General features: G+C 70.7%; 17 protein-coding genes. 13 read left to right on the top strand and 4 right to left on the bottom strand.

The genetic code is table 11. The annotated features are described in order from the left end of the window. Positions 1–135: 135 nt before the first annotated feature. Positions 136–1,284, top strand: coding sequence for an L-dopachrome tautomerase-related protein (locus tag JWR86_RS03230; RefSeq protein WP_299560640.1), 1,149 nt, complete (start codon positions 136–138; stop codon positions 1,282–1,284). A gap of 25 nt (positions 1,285–1,309) precedes the next feature. Here the strand turns inward: JWR86_RS03230 and JWR86_RS03225 are convergent, their stop codons facing one another. Next, positions 1,310–2,248 (bottom strand): DMT family transporter, encoded by a 939-nt coding sequence (locus JWR86_RS03225; protein WP_299560637.1) that lies wholly within the window; start codon positions 2,246–2,248, stop codon positions 1,310–1,312. Positions 2,249–2,456: 208 nt separating this feature from the next. On the opposite strand from JWR86_RS03225, the gene JWR86_RS03220 reads away from it, so the two are divergent. Further along, positions 2,457–3,143: a glutathione S-transferase family protein gene (locus JWR86_RS03220; RefSeq protein WP_299560634.1), complete on the top strand. Its 687-nt coding sequence runs from the start codon at positions 2,457–2,459 to the stop codon at positions 3,141–3,143. A gap of 5 nt (positions 3,144–3,148) precedes the next feature. Here JWR86_RS03220 and JWR86_RS03215 read toward each other — a convergent pair whose 3' ends face one another. Beyond that, positions 3,149–3,424, bottom strand: coding sequence for a hypothetical protein (locus JWR86_RS03215; RefSeq protein WP_299560631.1), 276 nt, complete (start codon positions 3,422–3,424; stop codon positions 3,149–3,151). 119 nt (positions 3,425–3,543) lie between these two features. Between JWR86_RS03215 and ilvN the strand changes: the two genes are divergently transcribed. Next, entirely contained in the window at positions 3,544–4,086 is a 543-nt protein-coding gene (gene ilvN / locus JWR86_RS03210) for an acetolactate synthase small subunit (RefSeq protein WP_299560628.1), read from the top strand. 32 nt (positions 4,087–4,118) lie between these two features. Then, on the top strand, positions 4,119–4,772 hold the full coding sequence (locus tag JWR86_RS03205; protein WP_299560625.1) for a glutathione S-transferase N-terminal domain-containing protein: 654 nt from the start codon (positions 4,119–4,121) through the stop codon (positions 4,770–4,772). A 9-nt stretch (positions 4,773–4,781) separates the two neighbouring features. Here JWR86_RS03205 and JWR86_RS03200 read toward each other — a convergent pair whose 3' ends face one another. Next, the gene (locus JWR86_RS03200; protein ID WP_299560622.1) at positions 4,782–5,327 is read right to left on the bottom strand and encodes a DUF924 family protein; all 546 of its coding nucleotides are present in this window, start codon (positions 5,325–5,327) and stop codon (positions 4,782–4,784) included. Positions 5,328–5,606: 279 nt separating this feature from the next. On the opposite strand from JWR86_RS03200, the gene ilvC reads away from it, so the two are divergent. The 6 genes from ilvC (at position 5,607) to JWR86_RS03170 (ending at position 10,670) form a co-directional block, all read left to right on the top strand. Continuing rightward, positions 5,607–6,626, top strand: coding sequence for a ketol-acid reductoisomerase (gene ilvC / locus JWR86_RS03195; protein ID WP_299560619.1), 1,020 nt, complete (start codon positions 5,607–5,609; stop codon positions 6,624–6,626). Between the two features lie 28 nt (positions 6,627–6,654). Next, the gene (locus JWR86_RS03190; protein ID WP_299560616.1) at positions 6,655–7,068 is read left to right on the top strand and encodes a nuclear transport factor 2 family protein; all 414 of its coding nucleotides are present in this window, start codon (positions 6,655–6,657) and stop codon (positions 7,066–7,068) included. Then, positions 7,065–7,826 (top strand): FkbM family methyltransferase, encoded by a 762-nt coding sequence (locus JWR86_RS03185; protein ID WP_299560613.1) that lies wholly within the window; start codon positions 7,065–7,067, stop codon positions 7,824–7,826. Before JWR86_RS03190 ends, JWR86_RS03185 begins: the two co-directional genes overlap by 4 nt. A 94-nt stretch (positions 7,827–7,920) precedes the next feature. Further along, the gene (locus JWR86_RS03180) at positions 7,921–8,739 is read left to right on the top strand and encodes an ABC transporter ATP-binding protein (RefSeq protein WP_299560611.1); all 819 of its coding nucleotides are present in this window, start codon (positions 7,921–7,923) and stop codon (positions 8,737–8,739) included. Positions 8,740–8,758: 19 nt separating this feature from the next. Beyond that, positions 8,759–9,550: an ABC transporter permease gene (locus JWR86_RS03175; protein WP_299560608.1), complete on the top strand. Its 792-nt coding sequence runs from the start codon at positions 8,759–8,761 to the stop codon at positions 9,548–9,550. A gap of 88 nt (positions 9,551–9,638) precedes the next feature. Then, on the top strand, positions 9,639–10,670 hold the full coding sequence (locus JWR86_RS03170; protein WP_299560605.1) for an ABC transporter substrate-binding protein: 1,032 nt from the start codon (positions 9,639–9,641) through the stop codon (positions 10,668–10,670). Positions 10,671–10,745: 75 nt separating this feature from the next. Here JWR86_RS03170 and JWR86_RS03165 read toward each other — a convergent pair whose 3' ends face one another. After that, a complete protein-coding gene (locus tag JWR86_RS03165; RefSeq protein WP_299560724.1) occupies positions 10,746–11,267 on the bottom strand; it encodes a DedA family protein in 522 nt (173 codons plus the stop codon). Between the two features lie 119 nt (positions 11,268–11,386). Here JWR86_RS03165 and pdxY point away from each other — a divergent pair, with 119 nt between their 5' ends. The 3 genes from pdxY to JWR86_RS03150 all read left to right on the top strand — a co-directional run. Beyond that, the gene (pdxY, locus tag JWR86_RS03160; protein ID WP_299560603.1) at positions 11,387–12,235 is read left to right on the top strand and encodes a pyridoxal kinase PdxY; all 849 of its coding nucleotides are present in this window, start codon (positions 11,387–11,389) and stop codon (positions 12,233–12,235) included. A gap of 27 nt (positions 12,236–12,262) precedes the next feature. Continuing rightward, a complete protein-coding gene (locus JWR86_RS03155; RefSeq protein WP_299560601.1) occupies positions 12,263–13,162 on the top strand; it encodes a PhzF family phenazine biosynthesis protein in 900 nt (299 codons plus the stop codon). Next, a partial coding sequence (locus JWR86_RS03150) for an NUDIX hydrolase (protein WP_299560599.1) occupies positions 13,159–13,736 on the top strand: 578 nt, incomplete at its 3' end. The genes JWR86_RS03155 and JWR86_RS03150, both read left to right, overlap by 4 nt.

Below are 13,736 nucleotides of genomic sequence, written 5' to 3'. Positions count from 1 at the left end.
GCGGTCGGCCGGGCCGCAACAACCCGGAGCCCGGGCGCCCGATCGCAACCGTACCGCACCCGCCGGTCCGGGGTCCGGGCAGGAACTCCCTTGAATCGCACCGGTTAGTCGATCTCTCAGCGGACAGGACAGCCCATGCGTGCAGCCACGCTTCTCGCCGCCATCGCCTCCGGCACGCTTCTGCTCGGGTCGGTCGGTCCAGCCGGAGCCCAGCAGCCGGCCCGCCAGCAGCCGGCCGGCCAGGCGCCTGCCCGCCAAGACCTGGCCCGCCTGGAACAGGTCGCGACCTTCGCCCATCAGGTGACCGGGGTCGCGGTCAGCCGCGACGGCCGCATCTTCGTCAACTTCCCGCGCTGGACGGAGGACACGGCCGTCTCGGTGGCGGAGCTGAAGGACGGCAAGCTCGTCCCCTATCCGGACGAGAACTGGAACAGCTGGCGCAACGCCAAGCAGGACGAGATCTCGCCAAACGACCATTGGGTCTGCGTGCAGAGCGTGGTGGCGGACGGGCGGGGCAACCTCTGGGTTCTCGATCCCGCCGCGCCCGCCATGGAGCAGATCGTGAAGGGCGGCCCGAAGCTCGTCCGCATCGACCTGTCCACGAACAAGGTCGCCCAGGTGATCCCGTTCGACGAGCGCGTGGCGCCCATGGGGACCTACCTGAACGACATCCGGTTCAGCCCGGATGGCAAGTGGGGCTACCTGACCGATTCCGGCCGCGGCGCCCTTCTGATCGTCGATTTCGAGCGGGGCGGCATCCGGCGGGTGCTGGACGGAGTGTCCTCGACCCAGGCTGAGAAGGGCGTGCTGGTGCATATCGACGGCAAGCCGCTGCGGCGCCCCGACGGCAAGGCGCCGAGCTTCGCGGCGGACGGGATCACCCTGTCGCCGGATGGCGAGACGCTGTTCTGGCAGTCCATCTCCAGCCACACGCTGTACGCGGTGCCGACAGCCGCCTTGCGCGACGAGAGCCTGGACACGCCGGAGCTCGAGAAGCAGGTCCGCAAGGCCGGCACCACGGTCATCGCCGACGGCCTCTGGACCAGCGGCAAGGGCCAGTTCTTCATCACCTCGCCGGAGGACAATTCCGTGAAGCTGCGGGAGGCGGAGAGCCGCCTCGTCACCGCCGCGCAGGATCCGAAGCTGCGCTGGCCCGACTCCCTGGCCGAGGGGCCGGACGGCGCGATCTACGTGACGGCGTCGCACATCCCGGACAGCCGCATGTTCAAGGTCGACGCGCCCGTCGCGACGCCCTCCGCCTTGTTCCGCTTCACGCCGCGCTGAGCGCGGGCAAGGCGGCCGAGGGCCGCTAGGACGCGGCCCGCCCGGCCGCGGCCTGGATGGCCCGCAGCCGCTCGCGATGCGCGACATAGATGCCGCTCGCCACGATGATGGTGGCCCCGACCCAGGTCCAGCCGTCCGGCACGGTGTCGAAGACGAGGTAGCCGAGGCCCGTCGCCCAGAGCAGCATCACATAGGTGAAGGGCGCCAGCAGCGAGGCCGGCGCGCGGCCGAAGGCCAGAACGGTGAGGAACTGGCCGGCCGTCGCCAGAAGCGCCATCCCGGCCGCCAAGAGGAGCTCGTGGCCGGTCGGCTGCACGAAGTCGAAGGGCGCCACCACGCTCAGCACCGCGAAGCCGATGAGCGCGGTGTAGGTCATCGCCGTCCAGGCGCCATCGAGCCCGCCGAGGCGGCGGGTGGTGATCACGGCGGTCGCCCAGCAGGTCGCGGACAGGATGGGCAGAAGGGCGGCCCAGCCGAAGGTGCCGGAGCCGGGCCGGACCACGACCAGCACGCCGACCAGCCCGACGCACACCGCGGCCCAGCGCCGAAACCCCACCTTTTCCCCGAGCAGCGGGATCGACAGGGCCGTCACGATCAGGGGAGACACGAAATTGATGGTGGTCGAGGAGGCGAGCGGAAGCACGGCCAGCGCGGCCACGAAGAGCAGGCTCGAGCCGATCAGGCAGACCGTCCGGAGCACCTGCAGTTTGGGCGCACGCGAGCGGAGCACGCGGCCCCGGGTGGCCACGAGCATCGGCAGCACCACGACCAGGAAGCCGAGCCAGCGCAGCCACGTGATCTCGATGACCGGCAGCCTGACCGCGAGCAGCTTCGACAGCGCATCGGCCAGCGCGAAGACGATCCCGGCCGCGAGCACGAAGGCGATCCCGACCAGCGGTCGGTCTGTCGCGCCCAGAGTCTTGGGAGTGTCCGGGGGGTAAGGGACGGGAGGGGGCAAGGGCACCGAGCCGGGACGGGAGTTTCGCTATAGCAGCCGCACGCCGCTCACGAAGGCAGAGCCGGCATGTCGGCTGCGCGGGGCTGCGGCCGCCGCGCTCCGGGCTGCGCGGCCCTCCGTTCGCGGCTGACGGTCACCGGGCCGCGCCGGGAATTCGGTGGCGCTGCGCGCGTCCGTCGCGGTAAGACCCGCCGCCCCAGACGGAAGCCTGCCGATGCCGACCCTGCTCGTCGCCAACAAGCTCTACTCGTCCTGGTCGCTCCGGCCCTGGCTTCTGATGCGGCAACTCGGGATCGCCTTTAACGAGATCCTGATCCCGCTCGGCCATGCCAACACGCCGTTGCGCATCCGGGAGCATTCGCCCGCCGGCAAGGTGCCGATCCTGAAGGACGGCGAGATCACGGTGTGGGATTCCCTCGCCATCATGGAATACGTGGCCGAGCGCTGGCCCGAGGCCGGCGTGTGGCCGCTGGAGCGCGAGGCCCGCGCGCACGCCCGCTCGATCTCGGCCGAGATGCATTCCGGCTTCGCCGCTCTGCGCTCGGCCTGCCCCATGAATCTCGGCAAGCGCTTCGCCGGGCGAGACCGGGGCGACAAGGTGGCCCAGGACGCGAGCCGGGTGGAGGCGATCTGGCGGGAAGCCCAGTCCCGCTTCGGGCGGGGCGGACCCTTTCTGTTCGGCGCCTTTTCGGCCGCGGACGCCATGTATGCGCCGGTGGTCACGCGGCTCGACACCTACGGGTTCGAGGTTTCGCCCGAAAGCCGCACCTACATGGACGCCGTGCTGGGGCTGCCCGCCTTTGTGGAATGGCGCGAGGCCGCCCTGCGGGAAAGCTGGACCATCGCTCACGACGAGGTCGACGAGCCGGCCCTGGTCGATTTCCGCAAGCAGACCGGCTGACGCCGTCAGCGCGGCGACAGGTTGAAGCCGTCGCCGGGCAGGAGGTTGCGGCTCGGGCCGCCGGTCTGCTGCCCGCGACCCTGCTGGTAATAGGGCCGCGACGGATGCTTGTCGTTGTCGCTGCCGGAATCGTACTCCCAGGGCTGGCTCCAGGGTGCCCGACCGCCGATCGAGCCCGTGACATCGGGGTCGTGGTGGCCGCCGAACCGGGTCTGCGCCCCGGCCGCGGCGGGAAGCAGCACGGCGGCGGCGGCGAGCAGGGGAAGGGCGAAGCGGGTCATGCGGGCTCTCGACAGCGGCACTGGCGGTGACAGGCGATCTTGACGCGATAGCGCTCCAACCACAAAGCCCCCGTGAACGTTCCTCGATCTCGCGCCGCGCCTGCCGGAAAGACCGCCCCATGAACGCGATGAACACGCACTACCCGGATCCGGCCCAGCTCCAGGCGACGCGCCGGCACACGCTCGCCGTGATCGTGGACAACGAGCCGGGCGTGCTGGCCCGCATCGCCGGTCTGTTCTCCGGCCGCGGCTACAACATCGAAAGCCTCACCGTCTCGGAGACGGAGCACCAGAAGCATCTCTCCCGCATCACCATCGTGACCGCCGGCACGGACGCGACGCTGGCGCAGATCAAGGCCCAGCTCGAGCGGCTGGTTCCGGTGCACCGCGTGGTCGACCTCACCGTGCAGGGCGATGCGATCGAGCGCGAACTGGCGCTGGTCAAGGTCGAGGGGCGGGGCGACCACCGCGTCGAGGCGATGCGCCTCGCCTCGGCCTTCGGGGCCCGGACAGTGGACGCGACGCTGACCTCCTTCGTGTTCGAGCTGACCGGCACCACCGACGAGGTCGAGCGCTTCCTGTCCCTGATGGTGGCGGTCGGCCTCGTGGAGGTGTCCCGCACCGGCGTGGCCGCCATGGGCCGCGGTGGGCAGGGCATGTGAGCCGGGACGCGACGCCGAGCGGGGAGGGGCCGATGTCGAATTCTGCCATGTGTCTGTTCTATTCGCCGGGCGCCTGTTCGCTGGCGTCGCACATCGCCCTCGAGGAGACGGGCGCCCCGTTCGAGGCGCGGCGGGTCAATTTCGCCGAGGCGGAGCAGCGCTCGCCGGCCTATCTGGCCGTCAATCCGAAGGGGCGGGTGCCGGCGCTGCGGGACGGCGACTTCGTGATCACGGAGAACCCCGCCATCCTGCGCTACATCGCCCGCCAGCATCGCGGGGCAGGGTTGTGGCCGGAGGATCCTCAGGCTGAGGCGCGCTGCGCCGAATGGCTGGCCTGGTGCTCGTCCGGCCTGCACATCGCCTATGCCCATATCCGCAGGCCGGAACGCTATGCGGCGGGCGAGGCGGCGCAGGCCGACGTGGTCGCCCGCGGCTTCGAGACCACCCGCGCGGGCTGGGAGGAGGTCGAGCGCAAGCTCGCCGGCTCCGGCGATCCCTGGGCCGCCGGGGCGGGCTACTCGGTCGCCGATCCCTATCTGCTGGTGCTCTGGACCTGGGGCCGCGGCCAGGTGCTCGGCTACGACATGGCCGGCGACTTCCCGGCCTGGACCGACCACGCCCGCCGCATGGGCGAGCGGCCGGCGGTGCGGCGGGCGCTGGCGCGCGAGGGCATCGCGGCGCCGTAGCCGCCGCTCTCAGCCGCGAAAATCGTCCTCGGCCAGAAAGGCGAGTTCCTCCGGCGTGCTGGTCCGGCCCAGCACGGCGTTGCGATGCGGGAAGCGGCCGAACCGCGCGATGACGTCGCGGTGGTGGCGGGCCCAGGTCAGGTTGTCCGGGTCGCCGTGTTGCTCGTAGAGGGCCACCGACCTCTCCTGCGCGGCGAGGTCCTCGGCATGCATCAGGGGAAGAAAGAAGAACGACCGCAAGGCGGGATCCACCGCGCTGTCATGCCCGGCCGCGATGGCCCGCTCGGCCGCGTGCCGCGCCGCCTCGTCCGTGGACCAGGTGCGCGGATCGCCCCGGAACATGTTGCGGGGCATCTGATCCAGCAGGATCACCAGCGCGAGCGCGCCCTCCGGTGTCTCGGCCCAACCGTCCCGTTCGCCCGCCCTCGCGGCCTCCCAGGCGGCCATGAACCTGCCCCTCACCTCCTGGTCGAAGCTGGCGTCCTTGGTGAACCAGCGGCCAGGTCCGGCGTCGCGCCAGAACGAGACCACGTCCCGGGGTCCGATCTCGTCCATTCCGCCTCCTGAGTGCCCGAAGCCGGCCGGAACACCGAGGTCCGCCGGCATCCCATGCGGCAACGCGGGCCGCAGGGGAGGGTTCGAGAGCGGGCGCCCGATGGGCCGGCCTGTTCCCGCGTGGCGTTCATGCCGGGGTGGCGGCGCTCGTCTGCCGCGAAGTGCTTGCCAGCGCGGACGGGCCGGTTACAAGCGGCCCCGCTCGCGTGCGCAGCCCGACCGGGGCCGGCACTCATCTAAGAACAGGGCTCGGCGGGGCGCCCGGAGGACCATGAGATCATGCGCGTCTATTACGATCGCGATGCCGATATCAACCTGATCAAGGGCAAGAAGGTTCTGATCGTCGGCTATGGCAGCCAGGGCCACGCGCATGCGCTGAACCTCCGCGACTCCGGCGTGAAGGACGTGGCCATCGCCCTGAAGGCGAACTCGGCCACCCGGGCCAAGGCGGAGGCCGCCGGCTTCAAGGTCATGACCCCGGCCGAGGGCGCCAAGTGGGCCGACGTCGTCATGATGCTGACGCCCGACGAGCTGCAGGCCGACATCTACAACGCCGACCTCGCGGACAACATGAAGCAGGGCTCGGCCCTCCTGTTCGCGCACGGCCTCAACGTCCACTTCAACCTCATCGAGCCCCGCAAGGACCTCGACGTGCTGATGGTCGCCCCGAAGGGCCCCGGCCACACCGTCCGGTCCGAGTACGTGCGCGGCGGAGGCGTGCCGACCCTGATCGCCATCCACCAGGACGCGACCGGCAACGCCCATGACCTCGGCCTGTCCTACGCCTCGGCCAATGGCGGCGGCCGCGCCGGCATCATCGAGACGAGCTTCAAGGAAGAGTGCGAGACCGACCTGTTCGGCGAGCAGGTCGTGCTCTGCGGCGGCCTGGTCGAGCTGATCCGCGCCGGCTTCGAGACGCTGGTCGAGGCGGGCTACGCCCCCGAGATGGCCTATTTCGAGTGCCTGCACGAGGTGAAGCTGATTGTCGACCTCATCTACGAGGGCGGCATCGCCAACATGAACTACTCGATCTCGAACACGGCCGAGTACGGCGAATACGTCACCGGCCCGCGCATCATCACGTCCGAGACCAAGGCCGAGATGAAGCGCGTGCTGGCCGACATCCAGGGCGGCGTCTTCACCCGCAACTGGATGCTCGAGAACAAGGTCAACCAGACCTCGTTCAAGGCGACCCGCGCCAAGGCCAACGCCCACCAGATCGAAGAGGTCGGCGAGCGCCTCCGCGGCATGATGCCGTGGATCAAGGAGAAGGCGCTGGTGGACAAGGCCAAGAACTAAGCGTTCCCTTACGGGCCTGGAGGGCGCGATGCAGGACAGGGCAGCTATCGAGACCCTGATCCGCAGCGCCTACCAGGCCCGCGTCACTGGCGATCTTGACGCCATGATGGGCCATTTCTGCGACACGGCGCAGTTCTCCCTGGCCGGCTCGCCCGAGGCGAGCCCCGTGCCGACGAGCGCGACGGGATCAGTCGCCGTCCGGGAGGTGCTGCGGCGTCTCACCCAGAACATCGAGTTCCTTGAGACGACGCTCCTCGACCTCCTGATCGATCCCGAGACGGGCCGGGTCGCCGTCCATTCGCGGGTTCGGGTGCGGGGGCGCCAGTCCGGGCAGGAGGCTCAGACCGAGGTGCTGGATCTGGTCCAGGTCGAGAACGGGCGGATCACCTCGTTCCGCCAATTCGCCGACACGGCGCTCGCGGCCCGCCTGCTCGGATCGTGACGGGGACCGGCCCGCGGCGGATCCGGGCCGGGGCGGTCGCGTTCGCGGTCGCCGACGACCAGCCGACCTTTTGGGATCGCGTCGAGGCCGGCCGCTGGGAGCCCGCCACCCTGGCGACGCTCTGCCGCCTGATCGGCCCTGCGACCACAATCCTCGACATCGGCGCCTGGACCGGAATCCTGTCGCTCTACGGCGTGGCCTGCGGGGCGACCCGGGCCGTGGCCGTGGAGGCCGACCCGGCGGCCCTGGCCCAGCTCCGGCGCAACCTCGCCGCCAACCCCGACCTTGCCGGCCGGATCGAGATCGTGGCCCGGGCGGCGGCTCCGCATCCGGGGCCGGTGCGGCTCGGCGCGCGCCGCAAGCCCGGCGATTCCATGTCCAGCGTCGCCCTCGCAGACAGCCCCGGCGCCTGGACGGCCGAGGCCGTCACCCCGGCCGAACTTGCGGCCCTCGCCGGGGAGGGCGGGCCGCTGCTGATCAGCCTCGACATCGAGGGCGGCGAATATGCCCTTCTTCCCGCCATGGCGCCGCTGCTGGGGCGGCCGGGTTCGGCGCTGCTGGTCTCCTTTCACCCGGCCATCCTCCGGGCGGCCGCGGGCCCGGCCGCGGGCCCGGTCGCGGAGGCGGCAGCGGAACGGGCGCACGCCGCCCTTGCAGGGCTCCGGGCCTCGCCGGTCGGGGCCCCCGGGCCGCCACCCGCATGGGGCGACCGGGACGCGACCGAGCGTTGCGACACCTGGCTGTTCGAGCGGATCTAGACGTTCGAACAGGGTTGCCCGGCCCGAGCGCGCCCCGCTATGATCCTGTGGCGTCGGGAGACGGCGCGGACCGCGCCACATCACCACGCACAGCATGGCAGACGAACCGGGCGGGTCAGCCGCCGTCACGCTCGCCGGAGTGGCGATCGCGTTTCCGCTCGCCGGCGGCGCGATCTATCAGGCGGTGCAGGGGATCGATCTCGCGGTGCGGCCCGGCGAGTTCGTGGCCATCGTCGGCCCGACGGGCTGCGGCAAGTCCACCCTGCTCAACGCCACCGCCGGCCTGCTGCAGCCGAGCGCCGGCCGGGTGTCGATCTTCGGCGCGCCCCTGTCCGGGCTGAACGGGCGCTCCGGCTACCTGTTTCAGGCCGACGCGCTGATGCCCTGGAAGACGGCGCTCGACAATGTCGCGGTGGCGCTCGAGCCGCAGGGCGTGCGGCGGGGCGAGGCGCTCGAGCGGGCGACGCAATGGCTGACGCGGGTCGGCCTCAAGACCTTTCTCGGCTCCTATCCGCACATGCTGTCGGGCGGGCAGCGCAAGCGCGTGGCGCTGGCCCAGGTGCTGATCCGCAACCCCGAAATCCTTCTGATGGACGAGCCCTTCGGGCCGCTGGACGCGCAGACCCGGCAGATCATGGGCAATCTGCTCCTCAATCTGTGGGCGCAGGACCGCAAGGCCGTGCTCTTCGTCACGCACGATCTCGAGGAGGCGATCGCGCTCTCCGACAGGGTGGTCGTGATGTCGGCCGGGCCGGCCGCGACCATCATCGGGGATTTCCGCGTCGGCCTGGACCGGCCCCGGGACGCGGCCGAGATCCGGCTCGACCCGGAATTCCATCGCATTCACAAGGAAATCTGGTCGAGCCTCCGGGCCGAGGTCCAGAAGGCTTACGCCTTCGGAGAGGCCGGATGACCGGAACGGCAGCCGCGCGATGACCCGCTTCAAGCTCCTGCTGGCCCAGATCGGCGTCGGTCTGGTTCTTCTGGCCCTGTGGCACCTGGTCACCAACTACCCGATCTTCGGGACCGTGAAGAACGCCCAGTTCTTCTTCTCCACGCCGGGCGACGTCATGCTCCGCGTGGTCCGGGAATTCGCCTCGGGCGAGATCTGGCGGCATCTCTGGATCACGCTGCAGGAGACCGTGCTGGCCTTCGTGTTCGGGGCCGGCGGCGGCATCCTGATGGGGTTCCTGTTCGCGCGGCGCGAACTCCTGGCCGCCGTGTTCGACCCCTACATCAAGGCCGCGAACGCCCTGCCACGCGTCGTGCTGGCACCCATCTTCGCGCTGTGGTTCGGGCTCGGCATCTGGTCCAAGGTGGCGCTCGGCTTCACGCTCGTCTTCTTTATCGTGTTCTTCAACGTCTATCAGGGCGTGCGCGAGGTCTCTCCGACGGTGCTGGCGAATGCCCGCATGCTCGGCATGAACGAGCGCCAGCTTCTGCGCCACGTCTACTGGCCGGCCGCGCTGACCTGGATGTTCTCCTCCCTGCACACCTCGGTCGGTTTCGCCCTCGTCGGTGCGGTGGTCGGCGAGTATCTCGGCTCGTCCGCCGGTCTCGGCTACAAGATCCAGGAGGCCGAAAGCGTGTTCGACGTCACCGGCGTCTTCGCCGGCATGGTGATCCTGGCCGTCTTCGTCCTCGTCATCGATTCCATCGTGACGGTGATCGAGAACCGGCTGCTGGTTTGGCGGCCGGGCCCCGGCGGCGTCGGCAAGAGCTGACGCGCACCTGACCTAAAGTTCGGGCCTGCTGCGCTTTGCCGGATTTCCGGGCCGCGCTATGCAGCCCGAAAGCATACGGAGGAACACCATGGACCGCAGGCACTTCATCGGCGGCGCGGCCGCCTTCGGCGGTGCGCTTTCGTTCGGCAGCCCCGGAGCCTTCGCCCAGGCGGCCGGCGCGCCGGAGAAGGCGGCCGTGAAGCTCGGCGTCGGCGGCAAGCCGCTTCTCTACTATCTCCCCCTCACGGTGGCGGAGCGGAAGGGCTTCTTCAAGGAGGAGGGCCTCGAGGTCGAGATCAACGACTTCGGCGGCGGCGCGAAGTCGCTGCAATCGCTGATCGGCGGCTCGGTCGACGTGGTCACGGGGGCCTACGAGCACACGATCCGGATGCAGGCCAAGGGCCAGATGATCCAGGCCGTCTGCGAGCTCGGCCGCTTCCCGGCCATCACCATCGCGGTCAAGAAGGAGAAGGCGGGCGAGATCAAGTCGCCGGCCGATTTCAAGGGCCGCCGCATCGGCGTGACCGCGCCGGGCTCCTCCACCGCGATCACGGCGCAATACGCGATGGTCAAGGCGGGCCTGAAGCCGAACGATGCCGCCTTCGTGGGCGTCGGCGGCGGGGCCGGCGCCGTGGCCGCGATGCAGAAGGGCGAGATCGACATCATCTCCCATCTCGACCCGGTGATCGCGAAGCTGGAGGAGGACGGGCTGATCACGCCGCTGATCGACACCCGCACGGAAGCCGGCACCAAGGCGCTGTTCGGCGGGTCCAACCCGGCCGCCGTCGTCTATCTCAAGTCCGACTTCGTGGCCGCGAACCCGAACACGGTGCAGCGCCTCGTCAACGCCCACGTGAAGGCGCTGAAATGGCTGAGCACGGCCAAGCCCGAGGACGTGGCCAACCTCGTTCCCACCGAATACCACCTGAACGACAAGCCGCTCTACCTGAAGGCGGTCAGGAACTCGCTCGAGAGCTATTCCCGCACGGGCATCATCCCGCAGGAGGGGCAGGACAGCGTGCTGGAGATGCTGCGCGTTATCGACCCGGAGCTGGCCAGCGCCAAGATCGACCTGGCTCAGACCTTCACGGACCGCTTCGTCAAGCGCGCCGGGAGCTGACGCCGCAAACCTGTTGCCTCGCGCCTCCGGGCGCGGGGCAGACGGGGCATGGCCCCCGGCCGCTGACGGCGACTGTCAGCGCTTGAGCCATTCCATCAGCCCGGCCCCGGGCGCGAGCAGGATCGTCGCCCAGACCAGGGCCGAGGCGGCATTCGCGACCTGGAACCGCACCCGGGGCATTTCGAACACGCCCGCGACCAGCGGCACCAATGCCCGGAGCGGGCCGAAGAAACGCCCGATGAACACGCCCCAGGCGCCGAATTTCGTCATCAGCCGCTCGGTCCTGGCCACGAGTTCGGGCTGCCGGTTCAGCGGCCAGGAATGCTGGATGGCCGGCCCGAAATAGCGCGCCACCTCGTAGCTGATCCAGTCGCCGAGGAACGCCCCGAAGGCGGCGCCGGCCCAGATCGGCCAGAATTCCAGCCCCGCCCCGCCGATCAGCGCGCCGATCCCGACCATGATCACGGTGGCGGGAATCAGCACCGACACGATGGCCAGCGACTCGCCGAAGGCGAGCGCGCCCACCACGAGAGGAGCCCAGCCCTGGTTGACCCGCACGAAGTCCACCACGGGAGCTGCAAGATGCTCGAAGTTGATCACGGCAGCTCCCGGCGCCAGAAGCCTGCCGGGCGCCGGCAGGGTGGGGGGCTTTCGCCTCACCGATCACGCTCCGCCGGTCAAGTCCGGCCGGGCCGGCACATCCAGGGAAGCGGCCGATGAACATCCTGTCCATCCAGTCCCACGTGGCGTTCGGCCATGTCGGCAACGCCTCCGCGGTCTTCGCGATGCAGCGGCTCGGGCACGAGGTGTGGCCGATCCACACGGTGCAGTTCTCGAACCACACCGGCTACGGCGCCTGGACCGGCCGCGTCTTCGACGGCCAGGCCGTCGAGGAGGTGGTGGACGGCATCGCCGACCGGGGCGCGCTGGAGCGCTGCGACGGGGTCCTGTCCGGCTACATGGGCTCGGCCGATATCGGCCAGGCCATCCTGTCCACGGTGGCCCGGGCCCGGCAGGCGCGGCCGGCGGCGCTCTATTGCTGCGATCCGGTGATCGGCGACGTGGGACGCGGCGTGTTCGTGCGGGCCGGCATTCCGGAATTCATGCGCGACCGCGCCGTGCCGGCGGCCGATGTGGTCACGCCGAACCAGTTCGAGCTCGAATACCTGACCGGCCGAACGGTCGCGACGGTCGGCGATGCGCGCCGCGCGATCACCACGCTGAAGGCGCTCGGGCCCGGCACCGTGCTGGTGACGTCCCTGCGGACCGACTCGACGCCGTCCGACGCCGTCGACCTCCTGGCCGAGGACCGCGAGGGCGCCTGGCTGGTCCGCACGCCGCGGCTCGATGTCGAGGTCAACGGCGCCGGCGACGCCATCGCGGCCCTGTTCTTCGTCCACCTGCTGGAGACAGGCTCGGCCGGCGCGGCGCTGAGCCGGGCGGCCGCCTCGGTCTACGGGCTCCTGCGGCGGACGGCCGAAGCCGGTTCGCGCGAGATCCTGCTCGTCGCCGCCCAGGAGGAACTCGTGCGCCCGACCTGGACCTTCACGGCGCAGCCGGTCTAATCCCGGCGGTCTCTCTCAGGGATCGCCATGGCACGCCGCTTCGTCACGCTCGACGTCTTCACCGAGCACCGCTTCGCCGGCAATCCGCTGGCCGTGGTGCTGGACGCGGAGGGCCTGGACACGGCCGCGATGCAGAGGATCGCCCGCGAGTTCAACCTGTCCGAGACGGTGTTCGTGCTGCCGCCGGCCGATGCCCGGCACCGGGCGAGCCTCCGCATCTTCACGCCGGCCCGCGAACTGCCCTTCGCCGGCCATCCGACCGTCGGCACCGCGGTGCTGCTGGCGCTGCGGCACGAGACGGGTGCGGATGCGCAGGCTTTCGGGCTCGAGGAGCCGATCGGCGTCGTGACCTGCCTGGCCGAGCCCAAGGGCAAGGATTGCGGCCACGCCCGGTTCCGGCTGCCCCGCCTGCCGCAGGCGCTGGAGGGCGGCCCCGACCCGGTCGAGGCGGCCTGGGGCCTCGGGCTCGATCCGGGCCAGATCGGCTTCGACCGGCACGCGCCGAGCCGGCACTCGGCCGGGGTGCCCTTCGACTTCGTGCCGCTGGCCTCGCTCGAGGCGCTGGCCCAGGCGAAGCCGGCGGGCGAATCCTTCCTCAGGGCGTTCGGCGGCGACCACCCGGCCGCCTTCGTCTATGCGCGCCAGAACGGCGGCCGTCCGGGCCGCTTCCGGGCCCGCATGTTCGCGCCCGGCATGGGCATCGCCGAGGATCCGGCGACGGGCTCCGCGGTCGCGGCCTTCGCGGGCGTGCTCATGCAATGCGAGCCGCTCGGCGACGGCGAGCATTCGATCCTGATCGAGCAGGGCTACGAGATGGGCCGGCCGAGCGACATCGAGCTGCAGATCGTGATCCGGGGCGGGGCGCTCAGCTCCGCCGAGATCGGCGGCTGGGCCGTGATCGTGTCCGAGGGCAGGATCGACGCGTGAGCCGGCTCTGGCGGGTTGCAGCCGTCGACGCGAGGCTCGACGCGTTCTGCTGGGACTGGCCCGAGCTCAACCGTGAGGCCGTGGCGGCGGATTGGACCGCCAGGCTCTCGGCCCGGCCCGGCATCTTCGACGGCCGCGTCCTGATGGCCTGCGGCCTCGAGGAGCACGGCGAGCGCATCCGGGCGAGCTTCTTCGAGACCAGCTATGCCAGCATGCTGGCCTGGCTCGGCGCCGGTCCCCAGGGCGCGCCGGTCTGGAACGGCTTCGCGATGGGCGCGCTGCGCTGCCGCGACGGCGGCTTTCTGCTCGGCCGCATGGCCGACCACACGGCCAATGCCGGCCGGCTCTATTTTCCGTGCGGAACGCCGGACCTGTCGGACGTGACGCCGGACGGCCGCGTCGACCTCGAAGGCAGCATCCGGCGCGAGATCGCCGAGGAGACCGGGCTCGGGCCGGACAGCTACGAGCTCGATCCGGGCTGGGTGGTGGCCGAGCAGGGCGGCTACCTGGCCTTTCTCCGCAGCGGCCGCCTCCATCTCGACGAGGCGGAGACCCGGGCCCGGATCGGGCGGCA

Source organism: Enterovirga sp. (genome assembly GCF_028290205.1).
In the GTDB taxonomy this organism is placed as follows: domain Bacteria; phylum Pseudomonadota; class Alphaproteobacteria; order Rhizobiales; family Beijerinckiaceae; genus Enterovirga.
The sequence above is the reverse complement of the archived record's forward strand: the minus strand, read 5'-3'. Positions and strand labels throughout refer to the sequence as shown.